Origin of the sequence: Streptomyces sp. NPDC002467, assembly GCF_042889825.1 — a bacterium.
Taxonomy (GTDB): domain Bacteria; phylum Actinomycetota; class Actinomycetes; order Streptomycetales; family Streptomycetaceae; genus Streptomyces.
In genome coordinates this window covers 222,704-241,959 of record NZ_JBIARJ010000004.1, presented here as the reverse complement: position 1 = coordinate 241,959, position 19,256 = coordinate 222,704, and the positions used below count along the sequence as shown (strand labels likewise).

19 protein-coding genes are annotated in these 19,256 nt (G+C 70.9%); 8 read left to right on the top strand and 11 right to left on the bottom strand.

Features of this window, described 5'->3' with window-relative positions; translation table 11 throughout:
- Nucleotides 1-284: 284 nt before the first annotated feature.
- The 6 genes from ACFYYJ_RS10775 to ACFYYJ_RS10750 form a co-directional block, all read right to left on the bottom strand.
- Nucleotides 285-905, bottom strand: a complete 621-nt coding sequence (locus ACFYYJ_RS10775) for a hypothetical protein (RefSeq protein ID WP_389130906.1) — start codon at nt 903-905, stop codon at nt 285-287.
- A complete protein-coding gene (locus ACFYYJ_RS10770) occupies nt 902-2,035 on the bottom strand; it encodes a hypothetical protein (RefSeq protein WP_389130903.1) in 1,134 nt (377 codons plus the stop codon). The genes ACFYYJ_RS10775 and ACFYYJ_RS10770 overlap by 4 nt, the downstream gene beginning before the upstream one ends.
- Nucleotides 2,028-2,330, bottom strand: a complete 303-nt coding sequence (locus ACFYYJ_RS10765; protein WP_385126711.1) for a hypothetical protein — start codon at nt 2,328-2,330, stop codon at nt 2,028-2,030. Before ACFYYJ_RS10765 ends, ACFYYJ_RS10770 begins: the two co-directional genes overlap by 8 nt.
- Nucleotides 2,331-2,403: 73 nt before the next feature.
- Complete coding sequence (locus ACFYYJ_RS10760; protein ID WP_385126712.1) at nt 2,404-3,375, bottom strand: acyl-ACP desaturase; 972 nt, start codon at nt 3,373-3,375, stop codon at nt 2,404-2,406.
- 166 nt (nt 3,376-3,541) lie between these two features.
- Entirely contained in the window at nt 3,542-3,775 is a 234-nt protein-coding gene (locus ACFYYJ_RS10755) for a hypothetical protein (protein ID WP_385126713.1), read from the bottom strand.
- A gap of 23 nt (nt 3,776-3,798) precedes the next feature.
- Nucleotides 3,799-4,650, bottom strand: coding sequence for a helix-turn-helix domain-containing protein (locus ACFYYJ_RS10750; RefSeq protein ID WP_389130900.1), 852 nt, complete (start codon nt 4,648-4,650; stop codon nt 3,799-3,801).
- 252 nt (nt 4,651-4,902) lie between these two features.
- Here ACFYYJ_RS10750 and ACFYYJ_RS10745 point away from each other — a divergent pair, with 252 nt between their 5' ends.
- Nucleotides 4,903-5,364, top strand: coding sequence for an ATP-binding protein (locus ACFYYJ_RS10745; protein ID WP_385126716.1), 462 nt, complete (start codon nt 4,903-4,905; stop codon nt 5,362-5,364).
- Nucleotides 5,365-5,467: 103 nt separating this feature from the next.
- On the opposite strand, the gene ACFYYJ_RS10740 is transcribed toward ACFYYJ_RS10745, so the two are convergent.
- The 3 genes from ACFYYJ_RS10740 to ACFYYJ_RS10730 form a co-directional block, all read right to left on the bottom strand.
- Entirely contained in the window at nt 5,468-7,108 is a 1,641-nt protein-coding gene (locus tag ACFYYJ_RS10740) for an ABC-F family ATP-binding cassette domain-containing protein (protein WP_385126717.1), read from the bottom strand.
- A gap of 218 nt (nt 7,109-7,326) precedes the next feature.
- Complete coding sequence (locus ACFYYJ_RS10735) at nt 7,327-7,743, bottom strand: SsgA family sporulation/cell division regulator (RefSeq protein WP_384590976.1); 417 nt, start codon at nt 7,741-7,743, stop codon at nt 7,327-7,329.
- Nucleotides 7,744-7,922: 179 nt separating this feature from the next.
- The gene (locus ACFYYJ_RS10730; protein WP_389130897.1) at nt 7,923-8,372 is read right to left on the bottom strand and encodes a (4Fe-4S)-binding protein; all 450 of its coding nucleotides are present in this window, start codon (nt 8,370-8,372) and stop codon (nt 7,923-7,925) included.
- Nucleotides 8,373-8,467: 95 nt separating this feature from the next.
- Here ACFYYJ_RS10730 and ACFYYJ_RS10725 point away from each other — a divergent pair, with 95 nt between their 5' ends.
- Nucleotides 8,468-9,568 (top strand): WD40/YVTN/BNR-like repeat-containing protein, encoded by a 1,101-nt coding sequence (locus ACFYYJ_RS10725; RefSeq protein WP_389130895.1) that lies wholly within the window; start codon nt 8,468-8,470, stop codon nt 9,566-9,568.
- Between the two features lie 175 nt (nt 9,569-9,743).
- Here the strand turns inward: ACFYYJ_RS10725 and ACFYYJ_RS10720 are convergent, their stop codons facing one another.
- Nucleotides 9,744-10,043 (bottom strand): YciI family protein, encoded by a 300-nt coding sequence (locus tag ACFYYJ_RS10720; RefSeq protein ID WP_389130893.1) that lies wholly within the window; start codon nt 10,041-10,043, stop codon nt 9,744-9,746.
- A 26-nt stretch (nt 10,044-10,069) separates the two neighbouring features.
- Here ACFYYJ_RS10720 and ACFYYJ_RS10715 point away from each other — a divergent pair, with 26 nt between their 5' ends.
- Complete coding sequence (locus tag ACFYYJ_RS10715; RefSeq protein ID WP_385126722.1) at nt 10,070-10,750, top strand: endonuclease V; 681 nt, start codon at nt 10,070-10,072, stop codon at nt 10,748-10,750.
- A 62-nt stretch (nt 10,751-10,812) separates the two neighbouring features.
- Here ACFYYJ_RS10715 and ACFYYJ_RS10710 read toward each other — a convergent pair whose 3' ends face one another.
- Nucleotides 10,813-12,027, bottom strand: coding sequence for a saccharopine dehydrogenase family protein (locus tag ACFYYJ_RS10710; protein ID WP_389130890.1), 1,215 nt, complete (start codon nt 12,025-12,027; stop codon nt 10,813-10,815).
- A gap of 300 nt (nt 12,028-12,327) precedes the next feature.
- Between ACFYYJ_RS10710 and ACFYYJ_RS10705 the strand changes: the two genes are divergently transcribed.
- From ACFYYJ_RS10705 to ACFYYJ_RS10685, 5 genes are read left to right on the top strand one after another with little or no spacing between them, the layout of a single operon-like run.
- Nucleotides 12,328-13,539, top strand: coding sequence for a CaiB/BaiF CoA transferase family protein (locus ACFYYJ_RS10705; RefSeq protein ID WP_389130889.1), 1,212 nt, complete (start codon nt 12,328-12,330; stop codon nt 13,537-13,539).
- Entirely contained in the window at nt 13,539-14,564 is a 1,026-nt protein-coding gene (locus tag ACFYYJ_RS10700; RefSeq protein ID WP_385126726.1) for an LLM class F420-dependent oxidoreductase, read from the top strand. The genes ACFYYJ_RS10705 and ACFYYJ_RS10700 overlap by 1 nt, the downstream gene beginning before the upstream one ends.
- Nucleotides 14,565-14,573: 9 nt before the next feature.
- Nucleotides 14,574-15,716 (top strand): acyl-CoA dehydrogenase family protein, encoded by a 1,143-nt coding sequence (locus ACFYYJ_RS10695; protein ID WP_385126728.1) that lies wholly within the window; start codon nt 14,574-14,576, stop codon nt 15,714-15,716.
- Between the two features lie 46 nt (nt 15,717-15,762).
- The gene (locus ACFYYJ_RS10690; RefSeq protein ID WP_389130884.1) at nt 15,763-16,977 is read left to right on the top strand and encodes an acetyl-CoA C-acetyltransferase; all 1,215 of its coding nucleotides are present in this window, start codon (nt 15,763-15,765) and stop codon (nt 16,975-16,977) included.
- Between the two features lie 50 nt (nt 16,978-17,027).
- A complete protein-coding gene (locus tag ACFYYJ_RS10685) occupies nt 17,028-19,199 on the top strand; it encodes a 3-hydroxyacyl-CoA dehydrogenase NAD-binding domain-containing protein (RefSeq protein ID WP_389130881.1) in 2,172 nt (723 codons plus the stop codon).
- Nucleotides 19,200-19,256 lie beyond the last annotated feature (57 nt).

Here is a 19,256-nt window from a genome sequence, read left to right as displayed (position 1 = left end):
GACCGGGCGTTGGCACGGCCACTCTCGCCATGGGTATGCCTGGAGGACCGCGGCGACCCGGCGCCGCCTGAAGTAGGCGATCACCATCCAGGGGAGGAAGGGAGCCACCAGTATGGTGATCAGCCCAAAACCCGTCCGGGCGTGGGGGATTACATCGAAGCAGGCCAGCGCTACCAGCGGAGGGCCACCGAGGCTGAGGACCCAGCCGAGACGGCGCATGGCCAATCGCCTGTAGCCGGCGACCGTTGGTGGATGGTCCCAGGCGACCTTGGTGAGCGTAACGCTCATAGGAGCACCTCCAGGATGCGCGAGGTCTCAGCCGCAGCCAGGGGCCTCGGGTCAGGGTCGGAGAAGCAGAGGGTGTGCGCGATGGCCTCGAGGATGTCCGTATATGCCTCGGCGTGCTGAGTGGAGGCGCTGGTCAGGTCAAGGACGAGCAGGTGGAGCCCGTTCGGGTGCACGGTCGCGAGCCTGGCCTGAAATAGCTCTTGCTCCACATTCGGCACGGAAATGGTCCCGGCGACCAGGCAGCAGGGAAGTGCCGAAGGTAGATCAACGAACCTGCGGATCGAGCTGCTCCACAGCGGGGAACGGGCCAGGGCCAAGGCCGTGCGTGCCACGGTCAGGCGAGGGTTTGGCTGCTCGACACCATGGATGGTCAGGGAGAACAACGAGGTGGCGACACCGGTCGGCTCTTCGGGATGAAAGCCGAACGCAGTGGTCACGACGTCGTGCCCTGCCAGTTGCTTGAGGCCGTCCATGAGCTGAGCCAGTTCCTGTTGAGCTTCTGGGCTGCCCAGTGCCTCGGCGAACAGGTTCAGCGACGCCCTGTCGTCGAGGCCGATGTTGTGGAAGCCCGGAGGCAGGCGGAACCAGACTGTGGGGATGGCGCTTTGCTGCGTCATGGGCGCAGCACCGACCAGACTCGGCTCGACTTCTTGACCGCCGTTGGGGCATCATCCAGTACCCCTCGGGCGCCGTCCACTGCTGTGGATCCCTGTTCGACCGAATCGTTCTCGGAGGCAAAGTCGAGTCCGGCGGTCAGAGCACCTGTGCCTGCCACGGCCACACCTACCCTGTCCCTGGCTGTCTGGGTGGATGACTGCATGGCCCATGCCGTGAGGGGGCTGTCGACCGCTTGCAGCGTTTCTCCGGTCGTCCATGCCGCCTGCTTGAATGCGGTGGCCCCCGGCGCAAGCCCTACCAGTGCGCTGCCCTCAGGCGCCGCGGCCATTGCCGCACGTGCAGCTGCCGTACCCGCCTTGGCTCCGGAAGCGACCGATGCCAGACCGGGCACCATGCCGGCGGTGTCGCCGATCAGGGTCACGCTGCTCTTCCAGAAATCCGCGTCGAACTGTCCCTTTGTAAATCCGTCTGACAGGGACTTTCGAAACTTCGGGTCGGCGGTGTGCGTCACCAGGGCAGCAAGGGACAGCCCGCTTCCGACGAGCATGATTGCCAGCCCGACTGGCGGGCAGAGGAGAGCAGCCGCAGCACCAAGGAATCCCAGGATCGCCGACGCGTTCGACAGGGCGTCGCCCGGGTCGTCCACGATCTTGTGCCAGACCGAGGCCAGGAACCCCGGCTCTTTCGGGGCCAGGCGGTCCACCGCCGCGTTCAGGGTCTGGGCCACCCCACGGGCCGCCCGGCTGTGTTCCGAGGCCAGCTCATGCGCCAGGCGGCGGGCGTCGGACAGGGCCTCGGGGGTCTTCGCCGCGGCCGCCTGGGACTCGTAGCGGGCCGCCAGTGCGCGGTGGGCGACCAGGGTGTCGTGCCAGCCCGTGAGCCGGCGGGCCGCCTCCGCCAGGGAGGTGTGCGCCGAGCCGAGGTAGCGGGGGAGGTCCTGGGACAGGGACGCGCGGAAGGCGGTGGCGGCCTCGCCCTGCCAGGACGAGCTGTGGGACACCAGGGCCTTCACGACCCGCGAGGCCTCCCCGAGGGAGTTCGCCGAGGCGGAGAGCTTCTTCGTCAGGGCGAGGACCGCCGCCGGGTTCCCCGGGGCGGGGTCGAAGCCCAGCGCGGCGTGGTCAGCCATGCGAGGCCGCCGCCCGGCGGAAGGCCTCGCGGATGGCCTCCTCCAGCTCCGCGTACTCCGCCGCGCTGCGGTCCACGCCCTCCCGCACGGCCTTGACGCGTTTGGTCAGCTCCCGGGCGCCGTGGGCCCAGCGTTCCTGGAACCCGTCGCACGCCCGGTCGAGATCCGCCGTGCCGAGCTGGTCCGCCCGTACGTGGTCGAGTGCCCGACGGGCGTCCCGTAAGGAGACCAGGGAGGAGTCCAGGGCGCGGGTCAGACGGGTCAGCTGGTCGATGTCCACCTGGAGCGAGGTCATGACGCGAAACCCTGGCAGAGCGGCCGCTCTGCCAGGGGAATCCACGTCACTCCCAGGAGGGAGCCGAAACCGGTCAGCCCTTGCGGGCGGCGATGCGCGCCGCGCGGGCGGCCAGGCGCTCGTCGAGCTTGCGGGCCTCGGTGTCCAGGCCGTTCATGAAGAGGCCGAGCTCCTCCTGGGCCTTCTGGCCGTCGGGGCCCAGACCGTCGATGTCCATGATCTTCAGGAAGCGGATCACGGGGCTCAGCACGTCGTCGTGGTGGATCCGCAGGTTGTAGACCCCGCCGATCGCCATCTGCGCGGCCATCCGCTCGAAGCCGGGCATGCCGTGTCCGGGCATCCGGAAGTTGACGACGACGTCCCGCACGGCCTGCATCGTCAGGTCCGGGGCGATCTCGAAGGCCGCGGCCAGCAGGTTGCGGTAGAAGATCATGTGCAGGTTCTCGTCCGCGGCGATGCGCGCCAGCATCCGGTCGCAGACCGGGTCGCCGGACTGGTGGCCGGTGTTGCGGTGCGAGATGCGGGTCGCGAGCTCCTGGAAGGCCACGTACGCCACCGAGTGCAGCATCGAGTGGCTGTTGTCGGACTCGAAGCCCTCCGACATGTGCTGCATCCGGAACGCTTCCAGCTTGTCCGGGTCCACGGCGCGCGAGGCCAGCAGGTAGTCGCGCATCACGATGCCGTGGCGGCCTTCCTCGGCCGTCCAGCGGTGCACCCAGGTGCCCCAGGCGCCGTTGCGGCCGAAGAGGGTGGCGATCTCGTGGTGGTAGCTGGGGAGGTTGTCCTCGGTCAGCAGGTTCACCACCAGGGCGATCTTGCCGATCTCCGTGACCTTGGACTGGTCGGGGTGCCAGGCCTCGCCGTCCTCGAAGAAGCCGGGGAAGTTCCGGCCGTCGCTCCACGGAACGTAGTCGTGGGGCATCCAGTCCTTCTGGACCTTCAGATGGCGGTTGAGCTCCTTCTCGACCACTTCTTCCAGCGCGAACAGCAGCTTCGCGTCGGTCCACGCCTCCGAGCTGCCGAGGTGGGGAGAGGTGATCGTCACGGGTACTCCTGGATGTAAAGCGAACTACCTACGGTTCCGTAGCCTACGGAGTCGTAGGTTAAGCGTGACATCAAGACGAGCCAAGTCCCCGGCAGGTGTATGTCTGGTTACATCCTGTTATCTATACAGTTTGGGGACCGTCTGAAAGGCTCAGGGAGGGGCGAAGTCACGCCAAGAGGTGGTCGGCCGCCCCTGCTTTGACCGCGGAGATCAGTGCCCGGAGGGCGTCGATCGAGTCGGTGACGTACGTGGCGGACTCGGTCGTTCCGATATAAGCCTTCCCCTCGGTGTCGCGTCCGAAGCGGAAACAGTTGGCCCCTTCGCTGCAGAAGGCCTCCTCCCAGGTGATCTCGGTCCCGGGGGGCGCGGGGCGCGCGGGGGTGGTGATGCTCGTGTTCATGGCGTCTCTCCTCGTCGGCCCGTTCACAGGCCCTGTGCGACGGCGTGGATGAAATCGCGGGAAGCGGCGGCGGGCAGCGCCAGTGAGCGCAGCCGCTCCAGCAACCCCCGGTAGCGCAGCAGCTTCATGTGGGAGTCCAGCAGCATCGAGCCGTGCGAGCTGTCCAGCTGCACGGTGTCGAGTTGGCGCATCTCGGCCACGGCGTACGTGAAGGACTGCCCGGCGCCCGGGAAGCCGCCCGCGGTGAAGGGGATGACCAGCACGGTCGTGCGCGCCCGCTCCGACTGGTCCAGGATGTGCTCCAGCTGCGCCCGGGCGACCTTCGGTCCGCCGAACTGCATCCGCAGGGCGGCCTCGTGCACCACCGCCTCGTACAGCGGGGGCCGCTCCCGCGCGAACACCTGCTGCCGGCTCATGCGCAGGGCGAGCCGCGCCTGTAGGTCCGGCTCCGGCAGCGGCGGGTCGGCGGTGTCGAAGACCGCCCGCGCGTGCGCCTCGGTCTGCAGCAGTCCCGGTATGTGCGTGGTGACCGCGGTGTGCAACTCGACCGAGTGGTGCTCCAGTTCGCAGATGTCGAGCAGCCCCGGCGGCAACATCCCGCGGTGCTGCTCCCACCACCCCTTGTCCCGCTCCCGCGCCATCGTCGCGAGCAGGTCGACGAGGCCCGTGTCGGGGCAGTCGTAGTTGAAGGCGAGGGTGCGGACGCGCTCGGCGCTGATGCCGATCCGGCCGGATTCGATGTTCGGGATCCGGGTCCGGTCCACCCCCAGCAGGGCCGCGGCCTGCTGCACCGTCATGCCCGACTGCTCGCGGAGTTTGCGCAGCTCGGAGCCCAATCGCTGCTGCCTCGCAGTCGGCGTGCTCCTGGGCGGCACGGGCCCCTCCTTCGCTGCGGGGGCACGCGTGACATTCCGTACCCGTCCTGAAATGCCCTGAGAAATGGGCAACTGGTGAGACAAGTAGTAGCACTGTGCACCGGGTTACGCTACGGTCGGTAGCGCAAGTCTCACACGGGGCAACCCCCGTGACCTCGTACGACCCTCCACGACCCACCGGATGACCAGCCGGATGACCAACCGGTCTTTGGTCACACTGCCGTCGACCACACCCTTTTTTGGAGCAGCACGATGACGGGCACTCTCGGCGGCCTGCGGCCGGTCCATGAGCCCCGGCGGACACCGCCCGAGGCGGCGAAGCTGAACTACTCGATACGTCTGCCGGGCGGCGCCTACTGCGCGGGCACGGCCCGTTCCGTCGTCCGGACCCTGCTCGACCGGCACGGCCTGCCCGACCTGCGCGAGACGGCGGCCCTCGCCGCCTCCGAACTCGTGGCGTACGGACACCGCTTCACGCCCGACAAAGAGATGATGCTGAAGATCCGCTGGCAGTACGACGCGCTGCGGATCGTCGTGTACGACCAGCACCCCGCGCACTCCTCGCCCGAGGAGAGCGAGGAGTGCCGGAGCCGGCGCAGCCGCGGGATGTGGCTGCTCGCCGCGGCCGTCGACGCCTGCGGTGGGGACTGGGGGCTCACCCCAGTCCTGACCTCGACGGGGGGCACCAAGTCGTGGGCCTTGCTGCCGCGTTAGCGACCGCCGAGTCGGCGACCGCCGTGACCGCCGCGTCGGCGACCGCCGTGACCGCCGAGTCGGCGACCGCCGTGTCAGCGACCGCCGCGTCGGCGACCGGTGATCATTCGTGCCACAGCGTCTCCCGGACCTCTTCGGCCGTCGTCGGCCGCAGTTCGCCGTCCAGCAGCAGCCACCGCGTGATGCCGATCGACTCCAGGAACGGCACGTCATGGCTGGCCACCAGGAGCGCGCCCTCGTAGGACTCCAGCGCGTCGGTCAGCTGCCGCACGCTCGACAGGTCCAGATTGTTCGTCGGCTCGTCGAGCATCAGCAGCTGCGGAGCGGGCTCCGCGAGCAGCAGCGCCGCCAGCGCCGCCCGGAACCGCTCGCCGCCCGACAAGGTGCCGGCCGGCCGGTCCGCCCGGGCGCCCCGGAACAGGAAGTGCGCGAGCCGCGCCCGGATCACGTTGTTCGTGGCCTGCGGGGCGAACCGCGCCACGTTCTCCACCACCGAACGGCTCTCGTCCAGTACGTCCAGGCGCTGCGGCAGGAACCGCGTGGTCACGTGCCCCACCACCTCCCCGGACACCGGATCGAGCTGCCCGGCGATCGTGCGCAGCAGCGTCGTCTTGCCCGAACCGTTGCGGCCCACCAGCGCGATCCGCTCCGGGCCGCGCAGTTCCCACTCGCCCCGCACCGCCGCCCCGTGGGCCAGCCGCACATCGCCGAGGGTCAGGACGCGCCGCCCGGGCGGGACCTGGGTGGCGGGGAGCTTGATGCGGATCTCGTCGTCGTCGCGCACCGCCTCCACCGCCTGGTCGAGCCGCTCCTTCGCCTGCGCGAGCTTCTCCGTGTGCATGATCCGGTGCTTGCCGGCCGATTCCTGCGCGGCGCGCTTGCGGGCGCCCATCACGATCTTCGGCTCGCGCTTGTTCTCGTACATCTTCTGGCCGTACCGCTTGCGCCGCGACAATTTGACCTGCGCGTCGGCCAGTTCGCGCTTCTGTCGCTGTACGTCGGCCTCCGCCACCCGGACCATCCGCTCGGCCGACTCCTGCTCGGCGGCGAGCATCTCCTCGTAGTCCGTGAAGTTCCCTCCGTACCAGCGGACTTCGCCGTCGCGCAGATCGGCGATCTGGTCGACCCGCTCCAGCAGCTCCCGGTCGTGGCTGACCAGGACCATCACCCCGGTCCAGGACTCGACGGCCGCGTACAGACGGCGCCGGGCCCGCAGGTCCAGGTTGTTGGTGGGCTCGTCCAGCAGCAGGACGTCCGGGCGGGCGAGGAGCAGCGCGGCCAGCCTCAGCAGCACGCACTCGCCGCCCGACAGTTCGCCGACGGTGCGGTCCAGTCCGATGCGGGCGAGCCCGAGCTGGTCGAGCATGGCGATCGCCCGCTCCTCCACGTCCCAGTCGTCGCCGACGGCCGTGAAGTTGGCCTCGGTGGCCTCGCCGGCCTCGATGGCGTGCAGGGCCGCGCGGGCCGTGTGGATGCCGAGGGCCTCGTCGACCCGGAGCGCGGTGTCGAGGGTGAGGTTCTGCGGCAGGTAGCCGACCGTGCCGGCGATGGCCAACTCGCCCTCTCCAGGTGCGAGTTCACCGGCGATCAGCTTCAGCAGCGTGGACTTGCCACAGCCGTTGAGCCCGATCAGACCGGTGCGGCCAGGGCCGACGGCCAGGGAGAAGTCCTCGAAGACGGGCGAGCCGTCGGGCCAGTCGAAGGACAGGGCGGAGCAGGTGATGAAAGCAGGGGCATGACTCATAGAGGCCTCCAGGTTGCGTGAATGGTGCGTGCAACGCGGGGAGACAGCCGACGGTCAGCGGTTGGCGGTGACGATGGTCGGTGTCTCGGACCTCAGAAGTCCAATGTCCTGCTCCGTTTCGACGGCGATGGGGCGTCTACGAAGCTACGGGCGGCCGGAGCCGCCCGCAAACGAATAACGGGAGACGGCGGCCGACGGGCCTCGGCCGCCGGCAGACCTCAGCAGCCGTCGCGCATCAGCTCGGCCAGGCTGTGGTCCATGTCGAGGTAGAGGTGCTCCAGGCCGGGCGGGACCACGACGGAGGCCCGCTCCAGGAAACGGTGCAGCTCGGCCGTGAGCATCAGCACGATCGCGACGCCCTCGGGGGCGTGGAACTCGATCGTGGTCCGGTCGCCGTCGTACGGGCGCACGCGTACGTCACCGTGACCGGACGGGCGGTCCAGCCCGGACTCCAGCAGCTCCCGCGCGAAGGTCCACGAGACCTCGACGCCCTCCAGCGTGGCCGGAGCGGGAAAGGCCATGCGGACGGCGAAGGGATCAGCACGGTCGTAGCAGAGGGTGACGGGCACGGTCTCGACCTTCGGCGCGGTGGCGACCAGACGGGCCTGAACGGCCTGCTCGATGACAGTGATCAAGGCGCACTCCCTTGCGGCGGATCTGCTGCCGGGCCGTGGGGTGGAGCCCGGCAACTCGATAGACGCCGGAATCGGCAAATCCGTGCATGGAAGGTGACGTGAGCTGTGTCACCGATTGGCCGGAACCCGACCGTGCGATCGCACAGAGTGACCATCCGTGTGGCGCGGAGGCTGGACGATCACTCGGAGTGGCAGCTTCCGGAGAGGTCGCAGAAGGGCTGATTAGCGCTCACTCCACAGGAGCAAAGCATGGCCCTGGTCTCCCTGCGGACCTCTCCGTCCGCGGTCGTCACGCTCAGGTCACCGCGCACCACGAGCCGGCCGGCCGAATCCCGCACGACGGTGGTCGGCCGGTCCGGCTCCTCCTCGGGCCCCTCGGCGAGCCGGTACTGGAGGGCCCCCGACGGGCAGCGGCGGATCACCTCGGCGGCCGACTCCGCCGCGGCGCCGTCCGGCTGGATCCAGGGGCGCCGCGCCGAGTCGAAGACCCCGGGCAGGCCGCGCACGCACTCGGCGGCGTGCAGGCATCGGCCGACCTCGTAGGTGATGGTGATCTGCTTGCCTTCGTAGGCCTTGGGTTTCTTGGGTTCTTCGGGCTTCTTGGCTTCCCCGGGTTCCGTGGACGTCATGGGACCACCGTAGGAAGCGGGCGGTGGGGACGCACCCTGGACGGAAAAACGGGCGTGCGTTAGCTTCCGGCGCCATGAGACTTCTGGGAGTTGGCATGTGCGCGGCAGTTTTGACGATGGGCTTACTGGCGGTCCCCGCCCAGGCGGACGAGTCCGGCGGGGCGCGTGAGGTGGGCGGGGCCGGCGGGGCGGGCGGGGTGGCGGAGCTGCACGGCGCCGGCTGGGCGCTCAAGAGCACCGGCAAGGAGGTCCGCTTCCGCGGGCTGTCGGCGGTCAGCCGGTCCACGGCGTGGGTGGCCGGCTCCAAGGGGACGGTCCTGCGCACGCTGGACGGCGGCCGCACCTGGAGCGACGTATCCCCGCCGGCGGCCGTGGCCGAAGGCCTGGAACTGCGCGACATCGAGGCCTTCGACGCCCGCCGCGCCGTGGCCCTGTCCATCGGGGAGGGCGAGGCCTCCCGGGTCCTGCGCACCGAGGACGGCGGCGCGACCTGGACCGAGGCCTTCCGCAACCCCGATCCCCGGGCCTTCTACGACTGCCTCACCTTCTTCGACCATCACCACGGACTGGCCGTGAGCGACCCGGTCGACGGCAAGTTCCGCCTCCTCTCCACGGCCGACGGCGGCCGCACCTGGCAGCCCCTCCCGACCGACGGCATGCCCGAGGCCCTGCCCGGCGAAGCGGGCTTCGCCGCGAGCGGCCAGTGCCTGGTCGGCGCGGGCCCGAAGGACGTCTGGCTCGCCACGGGCGGCGGTGCGACCGCACGCATCCTGCATTCGTCCGACCGCGGCCGGAACTGGACGGCCACGCAATCCACCGTCCCTGCCGGCGACCCGGCGCGCGGGGTCTTCGCCCTGGCCTTCCGCGACCGTACGAGGGGCCTCGCGGTCGGCGGCGACTACCGCACCGGCCAGCCCTCCCCGCAGGCCGGCTCCCGCTCCTCCGACGGCGGCCGCACCTGGACGCCGTCGACCACCCCGCCCCCTGCCTACCGCTCCGGTGCGGCCTGGTACCCGTACGGGTCGAACACCGCCCTCGCGGTGGGCCCGACGGGCACGGACGTCACCACCGACGGCGGCCGCAACTGGCGGCCACTGGACCCCGGTTCCTTCGACACGGTCGACTGCGCCCCGGACGCGGGCTGCTGGGCGTCGGGGGAAAAGGGCCGAGTGGCGAGGCTGGAGGCGGGGCGCTAGGGGGGGGTGCTTGGCGGGGCGTTCCGCTTGGCCGGGGCACCGACCTCGCCCTGTTCCGGTCGGCTGTTCACTCCCGGCAGGCTGGGTCCGCCCCCCTACCCCGCAGGGTCCAGGCCCCGTCCAGGCCTCCTCCAGGCCCGACGGGCTGGGGCGACGTACCGGTCACCGGCCTTCGTTACGTCGCCGGGTTCTCCCGTACCGTCGACAGGTCCGCCGAGGTCTTCGTCGCGATGAACTCCGTGATGCGGTAGGAGCAGACGCCCGACACCGCGAAGGGGTCCTCGGACGCGATCCTCTCGATCTCCGCCCGGGAGACCCCGCCGGCCAGGATCACGCCTCCGTCGCGTGGGACCTTGCGGCCCGACGCGAGGAAGACGCCGGCGGCGTAGTAGCCGTCCAGCCAGGCGATGTGGGCGTCCATCAGTTCTTCGACGGCTTCGATGGGGGCGGTGTAGCCGAGCTCCATTACGAACATGATCGTCAGGCTACTCTCGCTCCATCATGACGAGTGTGAAGACTCCAGCCGACGAGGCCGAGGCCCGGGCGATACAGGACGAACTGCGCCATCGGGTCGTGCTCGACGAGCCCGGCCCGCCGCCCGGACTCGGACTGGTCACGGGTGTCGACGTCGCCTACGACGACGAACGCGACCTGGTCGCAGCCGCGGCCGTCGTCCTCGACGCGGCCACCCTGGAAGTGGTCGAGGAGGCCACGGCCGTCGGGCACGTCAGCTTCCCCTACGTGCCCGGGCTGCTCGCCTTCCGGGAGCTGCCGACCGTGCTCGCGGCCCTCGACGCCCTGACCGCCGCGCCCGGCCTCGTCGTATGCGACGGCTACGGGCTCGCCCACCCCCGGGGTTTCGGCCTCGCCTGCCACCTCGGCGTGGTCACCGGGCTCCCGAGTGTGGGAATCGCCAAGAACCCGTTCACCTTCGCCTACGAGGAACCCGGCGCGCGGCGCGGCGACGCCGCCCCGCTGCTCGCGCCCGACGGGACCGTCGTCGGTCGGGCGCTGCGCACGCAGGACGGCGTCAAGCCGGTCTACGTCTCCGTCGGGCACCGGGTCTCGCTGGACAACGCCTGCGCCCACGCGCTCGCCCTGAGCCCCCGCTTCCGGATCCCCGAGACCACCCGGCACGCCGATTCGCTGTGTCGGCGGGCCCTGCGCGAGGCGGCCGCGTGAGCGCCGCGTGAGCGCCGCGTGAGCATCGGGTGAGCGCCGCGTGAGGCCGGCGGCGCCTTGGTTCAGCGTTCGTCCGCGACGCGGAAGACGATCCCCGCCTTCCGGAGCCGGTCGAGGAGGGCGTCGCCCATCGCCACCGCCGTGGTGAGCTGACCCGCCCGGTCGGGCAGGGTGTCGTAGGCCAGGCAGAGGGCCGACTCGGCCAGCATCTTCGCCGTCTCGCCGTAGCCCGGGTCGCCGCCCGACACCTCGGTGAGCACGCGCCGGCCGCCGCCCTCGCCGACGAACCGTACGGTGAACCAGCTGCGCGCGCGGCGTTCCGCGTCCGGACCCTGGCCCGACTCCCAGCGGTTCATCAGCCACCGCCGGGCGGGCGGAACTTGGGCCACCGCCACCGTCGCGGCCACCGCCGCCGTGCCGCCCACCGCGACCGGCAGGTGTTTGACGGAGGCGTAGTGCCGGTAGCGGAAGTCCGGGCCGTAGCGCTCCAGCGCGGCCGCCGACCGGGCCACGATCGTCGGGTCCATCGTGGGCAGCGGCAGGGCCCACGTGCCGGTCTCCCGGCTGAACCGGGGCGCGCCGACCGGCCCCCGGGCCCGTCGGCCCAGCAGCCGGGGCTCGTGCAGCCGGCGGGCGCGCGCGGCCGCGAAGGTCTGGGGGCCGCGCCCCAGTGCGGTCAGCGCGGAGGCCAGGGTCCCGCCGGAGAAGACGGCGTTGGACCGCATGAACCCGTCGACGCGCAGGGGAACCCCCTCGGGCAGCCGGGACACCGTGAAGTACGCCCCGAGGTCCGCCGGGATCGAGTCGAACCCGCAGGCGTGCACGATGCGTGCCCCGGTCTCGCGGGCCCGGGCGTCGTGCTCGACGTACATCCGGTCCACGAACTCCGGCTCTCCGGTGAGGTCCACGTAGTCCGTGCCCTCTTCGGCGCAGGCGGCGACCAGCTCCGCCCCGTACCAGACGTACGGTCCCACGGTGGTGGCGAGCACTCGGGTGGACGCGGCCAATCGGCGCATCGCGTCCGCGTCGCCGGCGTCGGCCGGGAGGAGGGGGAGGTCGGCGCAGGCGGGGTCGATGACCGCGAGCCGCTCGCGCAGTCGCTCCAGCTTGGCCTGGTTCCGGCCGGCCAGCGCCCATCGGCAGCCGGCGGGTGCGTGCGCGGCCAAGTACTCGGCGGTCAGTGCCCCCACGAACCCGGTCGCGCCGAAGAGCACGACGTCGTAGGCCCGTTCCGGATGGTCCTGCGGTCCCCGAGGGCTCCGCACCGTTGCGTTCATGACCGCTCCTCCCAGCTGGTGTCGGTGGCTGAGGCTAGCGCGCCGCGGACGTGCGACGAACAGTGCCCCGGGAGGGCGGGTCGGGCGTTCCGGGGGTGCGTCGTGCGAGGGCCGCGGTCGGGATCTCGGCCAGGATCTGGGCCGGGACCGCGGTCCGGGGTGCCCCTCGTGCAAGGGAAAATCCGACGGCGCGGGCAACCGGCTAAGCGCTTGCTCTTGTGCTGAGTGGAACACGTTCCTAGCATCACCGGTGTTACATCAGTTGTGTCACATGGTGGTCCTACGGATGCTGGGGGCTCGATGGCAGTGACAGGGAACGCGACCGCGGGCGGGAACGCGACCACGGGTGGGCGCGGCCCGCTCGCCGGAGTGCGCGTCGTCGAGCTGGCGGGCATCGGCCCCGGCCCGTTCGCCGCCATGCTCCTCGCCGACCTGGGGGCGGACGTCGTCCGGGTCGACCGGCCCGGCGGTGGCGGGCTCGCCGTCAATCCGGCGTACGACGTCACCAACCGCAACAAGCGCTCCGTACTGGTCGACCTCAAGTCGGACGGGGGCCCGGCCCGGGTCCTGGACCTGGTCGAACGGGCCGACGTCCTCATCGAGGGCTTCCGCCCCGGCGTCGCCGAGCGGCTCGGCGTCGGCCCGGCCGACTGTCACGCCCGCAACCCGAAGCTGGTCTACGGCCGGATGACCGGCTGGGGCCAGGAGGGCCCGCTCGCGCACACCGCCGGGCACGACATCGCGTACATCGCCGTGACCGGCGCGCTGGGCATGATCGGCGACCCGGACGGGCCCCCGGCCGTCCCCGCCAACCTCGTCGGCGACTACGCGGGCGGCTCGCTCTACCTGGTGATCGGCGTCCTCGCCGCCCTCCAGCACGCCCGGACCGGCGGCGTCGGCCAGGTGGTCGACGCCGCCATCGTCGACGGCACCGCCCACCTCACCGCCATGATCCACGGCATGATGGCGGCGGGCGGCTGGCAGGACCGCCGCGGGGCGAACCTGCTCGACGGGGGCTGCCCCTTCTACGGCACCTACGCGACCTCCGACGGCGGGTACATGGCCGTCGGCCCGCTGGAGCAGCAGTTCTACGACACCTTCGTGGAGTTGCTCGGCATCCGGGAAGAGGCCCCGGCCCGCAAGGACCTCGCCCGCTGGGGCGAGCTGCGGGAGACCGTCGCCGGGCGCTTCAAGACCCGTACGCGTGCGGAGTGGGCGGCCGTGTTCGAGGGTACGGACGCGTGCGTGGCGCCCGTACTGTCCCTGCGCGAGGCCCCGGACCACCCGCACCTCGCCGCTCGCGGGACCTTCACCGACTTCGGCGGGATCGTGCAGCCCGCCCCCGCGCCCAGGTTCTCGGCGACCCCGGCCGCCGTCACCGCCGGCCCGGCCCTGCCGGGGGCGCACACCGAATCCGTGGCCGCGGACTGGGACGTACCGGGCCTGTTGCAGGACGAGAACGCGGAGAAGGACGAGAACGTGGAGGACGAGAACGTGGAGAAGGACGGCTGATGGAACTGTCCATGATGCTCGACTACGCCGGCGACGCCCGCCGGGCCGCCGACCAGGCGGTGGAGCTGGAGTCGGCCGGGCTCGACGCGGTGTGGGTGGCCGAGGCGTGGGGCTTCGACTCCCCGACGATCATGGGCTACCTCGCCGCCCGCACCGAGCGCCTCAAGATCGGCTCGGCGATCCTCAACGTCTACTCCCGCACCCCGGGCCTCATCGCCCAGACGGCCGCCGGACTCGACGCGGTCTCCGGCGGCCGGGCGCTGCTCGGCCTCGGAGCCTCCGGCCCGCAGGTGGTCGAGGGCTGGCACGGCAAGCCGTACGACAAACCGCTTGGCCGGACCCGCGAGACGGTGGAGCTGTGCCGGCGCATCTGGCGCCGGGAGACGATCGACCACCACGGCATCACCGACATGCCGCTGCCGCCCGAGAAGGGCGGCCGGCACGGCAAGCCACTGAAGATCCTCACCCGGCCGGTGCGCAGCTCGATCCCCGTCTACATCGCCTCGCTCGGCCCCGCCAACGTGGCGATGACCGCGGAGATCGCCGACGGATGGCTGCCGACCCTCTTCATCCCCGAGAAGGCGCGGGAGGTGTGGGGCGAACCGCTCGCCCGGGGCGCCGCCAAGCGGTCCCCGGAGCTCGGGCCCTTGCAGACGGTGGCGGGCGGCCTGCTCGCCATCGGCGAGGACGCGGCCGCGGCGCGGGACCTCGCGCGCCCGCAGATCGCCCTGTACGTCGGCGGCATGGGCGCGGTCGGCAAGAACTTCTACAACGACCTCGCCGTGGCCTACGGCTACGAGGAGGAGGCCCGCAGGATCCAGGAGCTGTACCTCTCCGGCCGCAAGCGCGACGCCGCGGCCGCGGTCCCGGACGAATTCTGCGAGCTGATGACGCTGTGCGGGCCGGAGGGGTACGTACGCGAGCGCGTCGAGGCCTTCCGCGAGGCGGGCGTGACCATGCTGAACGTCACGCCCGTGGGCCCGGAGCCGGCCCGGCTGATCGAAACCGTCAGGAACTGGCTCTAGGGGGCCCCGATGCAACGCCGAATCTTCGACGCCGACCACGAGGCGTTCCGCGAGACCGTCCGCACCTTCCTCGCCAAGGAGGTGCTGCCGTACTACGAGCAGTGGGAGAAGGACGGCATCGTCGGCCGCGAGGCCTGGCGGGCCGCCGGTCGGCAGGGGCTGCTGGGCCTCGCCGTCCCGGAGGAGTACGGGGGCGGCGGGAACACCGACTTCCGCTACGCCGCCGTGCTCGCCGAGGAGTTCACCCGGGCGGGCGCCCCCGGGCTGGCCATCGGCCTGCACAACGACATCATCGGCCCCTACCTGACCTCGCTGGCCACCGAGGAGCAGAAGCGCCGCTGGCTGCCCGGCTTCTGCTCGGGCGAGATCATCACCGCCATCGCGATGACCGAGCCCGGGGCGGGATCCGACCTCCAGGGGATCCGGACCACCGCGGAGGACCGGGGCGACCACTGGGTGCTCAACGGCTCCAAGACCTTCATCTCCAACGGCATCCTCGCCGACCTGGTCATCGTCGTCGCGAAGACCACGCCCGAGGGCGGGGCGCACGGACTGTCGCTCCTGGTCGTCGAGCGCGGTGCGGAGGGTTTCGAGCGCGGCCGCAACCTCGACAAGATCGGCCAGAAGTCCCAGGACACCGCCGAGCTGTTCTTCAACGACGTACGCGTCCCCAAGGAGAACCTGCTCGGCGAGCTCAACGGCGCCTTCGTGCACCTTATGACCAACCTCGCCCAGGAGCGGATGGGCATCGCGATGGCCGGCATCGCCGCCGCCGAGCACCTGCTGGAGATCACCACCGCCTACGTCAAGGAGCGCGAGGCCTTCGGGCGGCCGCTCTCCAAGCTCCAGCACATCCGCTTCGAGATAGCGGAGATGGCCACCGAGTGCGCCGTCACCCGAACCTTCCTCGACCGGTGCATCGTCGACCACTCCAACGGCGAACTGGACCACGTCCACGCCTCGATGGCCAAGTGGTGGGCCACCGAACTCCAGAAGCGGGTCGCCGACCGCTGCCTGCAACTGCACGGCGGGTACGGATACATGACCGAATACCGGGTCGCGCGGGCCTTCACCGACGGCCGCATCCAGACCATCTACGGCGGCACGACCGAGATCATGAAAGAGATCATCGGCCGCTCCCTCCTCGGCTAGGCCGTCACCTCCGACCTACGCTCAGACCTCCCGAAAGGCTTGACCAGTGAGCACCGAAGCGTACGTGTACGACGCGATCCGCACCCCGCGCGGCCGCGGCAAGGCCAACGGCGCCCTGCACGGCACCAAGCCGATCGACCTGGTCGTCGGCCTCATCGACGCCCTGCGCGAGCGCAACCCCGGCCTCGACCCCGGCACCATCGACGACATCGTGCTCGGCGTCGTCGGCCCGGTCGGTGACCAGGGCTCCGACATCGCCCGTATCGCGGCCATCGCCGCCGGCCTCCCGGACACGGTGGCCGGCGTACAGGAGAACCGCTTCTGCGCCTCCGGCCTGGAGGCCGTCAACATGGCCGCCGCCAAGGTCCGCTCCGGCTGGGAGGACCTCGTCCTGGCCGGTGGCGTGGAGTCGATGTCCCGCGTCCCGATGGCCTCCGACGGCGGTGCCTGGTTCAACGACCCGATGACCAACTGGGACGTCAACTTCGTCCCGCAGGGCATCGGCGCCGACCTGATCGCCACCATCGAGGGGTTCTCCCGGCGCGACGTGGACGAGTACGCGGCCCTCTCCCAGGAGCGGGCGGTCGCGGCCATCAAGGACGGTCGCTTCGCCAAGTCCGTCGTACCGGTCACCGACCGCAACGGCCTCGTCGTCCTCGACCACGACGAGTTCGTCCGCCCGGGGACGACCGCCGACACCCTCGCCAAGCTGAAGCCCTCCTTCGCCGACATCGGCGAGCTCGGCGGCTTCGACGCGGTGGCCCTGCAGAAGTACCACTGGATCGAGAAGATCGACCACGTCCACCACGCCGGCAACTCCTCCGGCATCGTCGACGGCGCCTCGCTCGTCGCCATCGGCTCCCGCGAGGCGGGGGAGCGGAACGGTCTGACGCCCCGCGCCCGGATCGTCTCGGCGGCCGTGTCCGGCTCCGAGCCGACCATCATGCTCACCGGCCCCGCCCCCGCCACCCGCAAGGCCCTCGCCAAGGCCGGGCTGACCATCGACGACATCGACCTGATCGAGATCAACGAGGCCTTCGCCGGCGTCGTCCTGCGCTTCGTCAAGGACATGGGCGTCTCCCTCGACAAGGTCAACGTCAACGGCGGCGCCATCGCGCTCGGCCACCCGCTCGGCGCCACCGGCGCCATGATCCTCGGCACGATCGTCGACGAACTGGAGCGCCAGGACAAGCGCTACGGGCTCGTCACCCTCTGCGTCGGCGGCGGCATGGGCGTCGCCACCGTCGTCGAGCGCCTCTGAACACCGTCCTGTATCCCCCAGACCTCCTCTCTGACACGGAAGTAGCGAACATGAGCGAGTCCACCACGATCCGCTGGGAACAGGACGAGACCGGCGTCGTCACCCTGGTCCTCGACGACCCCGACCAGTCCGCGAACACGATGAACCAGGCCTTCAAGGACTCCATCGCGGCCATCGCCGACCGCGCCGAGGCCGAGAAGGACTCGATCCGCGGCATCATCTACACCTCCGCCAAGAAGACCTTCTTCGCGGGCGGGGACCTCAAGGACATGATCCGGCTGCGCCCCGAGCACGCGCAGTTGGCCTTCGACACCGGCACCGCCATCAAGAGCTCGCTGCGCCGCATCGAGACCCTCGGCAAGCCCGTCGTCGCCGCGATCAACGGCACGGCCCTCGGCGGCGGTTACGAGATCTGCCTGGCCTCCCACCACCGCGTGGTCCTCGATGCCCCCGGCACCAAGATCGGCCTGCCCGAGGTCACCCTCGGCCTGCTCCCCGCAGGCGGCGGCGTCACCCGCACCGTCCGCCTCATGGGCATCGCCGACGCCCTGCTCAAGGTGCTGCTCCAGGGCACCCAGTACAACCCGAAGCGCGCCCTGGACAACGGCCTGGTGCACGAACTGGCCGCCACCCCCGAGGAGATGCTGGCCAAGGCCCGCGCCTTCATCGACGCCAACCCGGAGTCGAAGCAGCCCTGGGACGTCCCCGGCTATCGGATCCCGGGCGGTACGCCGTCGAACCCGAAGTTCGCCGCCAACCTCCCGGCCTTCCCGGCCAGCCTGAAGAAGCAGCTGAACGGAGCCCCGTACCCGGCGCCGCGCAACATCCTCGCCTGCGCCGTCGAGGGCGCCCAGGTGGACTTCGAGACCGCGCTGACCATCGAGGCCCGCTACTTCACCGAGCTGGTCACCGGGCAGACCGCGAAGAACATGATCCAGGCGTTCTTCTTCGACCTCCAGGCCGTCAACGCGGGCCGCAGCCGCCCGCAGGGCATCGCCCCGCGCAAGGTCACCAAGGTGGCCGTGCTCGGCGCCGGCATGATGGGCGCCGGCATCGCCTACTCCTGCGCCCGCGCGGGCATCGAGGTGGTCCTCAAGGACGTCACCGCCGAGGCCGCCGCGAAGGGCAAGGCGTACTCCGAGAAGCTGCTCGACAAGGCGGTCTCCCGCGGCCGCACCACCGAGACCCAGCGCACCGAGCTGCTCGCCCGGATCACGCCCACCGCCGACGCCGCCGACCTGGCGGGCTGCGACGCCGTCATCGAGGCCGTCTTCGAGGACACCACCCTCAAGCACAAGGTGTTCCAGGAGATCCAGGACGTCGTGGCTCCCGACGCGCTGCTCTGCTCCAACACCTCCACGCTGCCCATCACGGGACTGGCGGAGGGCGTTTCGCGGCCCGTCGACTTCATCGGGCTGCACTTCTTCTCGCCCGTCGACAAGATGCCGCTCGTCGAGATCATCAAGGGGGAGCGGACCGGCGACGAGGCCATCGCCCGCGCCTTCGACCTGGTCCGCCAGATCAACAAGACCCCGATCGTGGTCAACGACTCGCGCGGCTTCTTCACCTCGCGGGTCATCGGCCAGTTCATCAACGAGGGCGTGGCGATGGTCGGCGAGGGCATCGAGCCCGCCTCGATCGAGCAGGCCGCGGCCCAGGCCGGGTACCCGGCCAAGGTCCTGTCGCTGATGGACGAGCTCACCCTCACCCTCCCGCGCAAGATCCGCAACGAGACCCGCAAGGCCTTCGAGGCCGAGGGCCGGGCGTGGTCCGAGCACCCCGCCGACACCGTCATCGACCGCATGGTCGACGACTTCGGCCGCCCGGGCCGCAGCGGCGGCGGCGGTTTCTACGAGTACGACGAGAGCGGCAAGCGCACCCGCATCTGGCCGGGCCTGCGCGAGCACTTCGCCAAGCCGGACGCGGAGATCCCGTTCGAGGACATGAAGGAGCGGATGCTCTTCTCCGAGGCCCTGGACACCGTCCGCTGCCTCGACGAGGGGGTCCTCACCTCGATCGCCGACGCCAACATCGGCTCGATCATGGGCATCGGCTTCCCGGCCTGGACCGGCGGCGTGATCCAGTACATCAACGGCTACGAGGGCGGCCTGCCCGGCTTCGTGGCCCGCGCCCGCGAGCTCGCCGCGCAGTACGGGGAGCGCTTCACCCCGCCGGCCTCCCTGGTGGAGAAGGCCGGCCGGGGCGAGACGTACACCGACTAGCGCGGTGCACGCGGAAGGCGGGCCGGTTCCTTCCCGGCCCGCCTTTCCGTACCGGGG

Excerpts from the sequence above, each read along its gene's own strand:
- ACFYYJ_RS10705 (WP_389130889.1), top strand. The coding sequence starts at position 12,328 with ATGGCAGTGACAGGGAACGCGACCGCGGGCGGGAACGCGACCACGGGT.
- ACFYYJ_RS10720 (WP_389130893.1), bottom strand. The coding sequence starts at position 10,043 with ATGTTCGTAATGGAGCTCGGCTACACCGCCCCCATCGAAGCCGTCGAA.
- ACFYYJ_RS10710 (WP_389130890.1), bottom strand. The coding sequence starts at position 12,027 with ATGAACGCAACGGTGCGGAGCCCTCGGGGACCGCAGGACCATCCGGAA.
- ACFYYJ_RS10740 (WP_385126717.1), bottom strand. The coding sequence starts at position 7,108 with ATGAGTCATGCCCCTGCTTTCATCACCTGCTCCGCCCTGTCCTTCGAC.
- ACFYYJ_RS10700 (WP_385126726.1), top strand. The coding sequence starts at position 13,539 with ATGGAACTGTCCATGATGCTCGACTACGCCGGCGACGCCCGCCGGGCC.
- ACFYYJ_RS10775 (WP_389130906.1), bottom strand. The coding sequence starts at position 905 with ATGACGCAGCAAAGCGCCATCCCCACAGTCTGGTTCCGCCTGCCTCCG.
- ACFYYJ_RS10765 (WP_385126711.1), bottom strand. The coding sequence starts at position 2,330 with ATGACCTCGCTCCAGGTGGACATCGACCAGCTGACCCGTCTGACCCGC.
- ACFYYJ_RS10770 (WP_389130903.1), bottom strand. The coding sequence starts at position 2,035 with ATGGCTGACCACGCCGCGCTGGGCTTCGACCCCGCCCCGGGGAACCCG.
- ACFYYJ_RS10685 (WP_389130881.1), top strand. The coding sequence starts at position 17,028 with ATGAGCGAGTCCACCACGATCCGCTGGGAACAGGACGAGACCGGCGTC.
- ACFYYJ_RS10695 (WP_385126728.1), top strand. The coding sequence starts at position 14,574 with ATGCAACGCCGAATCTTCGACGCCGACCACGAGGCGTTCCGCGAGACC.
- ACFYYJ_RS10725 (WP_389130895.1), top strand. The coding sequence starts at position 8,468 with ATGTGCGCGGCAGTTTTGACGATGGGCTTACTGGCGGTCCCCGCCCAG.
- ACFYYJ_RS10730 (WP_389130897.1), bottom strand. The coding sequence starts at position 8,372 with ATGACGTCCACGGAACCCGGGGAAGCCAAGAAGCCCGAAGAACCCAAG.
- ACFYYJ_RS10715 (WP_385126722.1), top strand. The coding sequence starts at position 10,070 with ATGACGAGTGTGAAGACTCCAGCCGACGAGGCCGAGGCCCGGGCGATA.
- ACFYYJ_RS10755 (WP_385126713.1), bottom strand. The coding sequence starts at position 3,775 with ATGAACACGAGCATCACCACCCCCGCGCGCCCCGCGCCCCCCGGGACC.
- ACFYYJ_RS10745 (WP_385126716.1), top strand. The coding sequence starts at position 4,903 with ATGACGGGCACTCTCGGCGGCCTGCGGCCGGTCCATGAGCCCCGGCGG.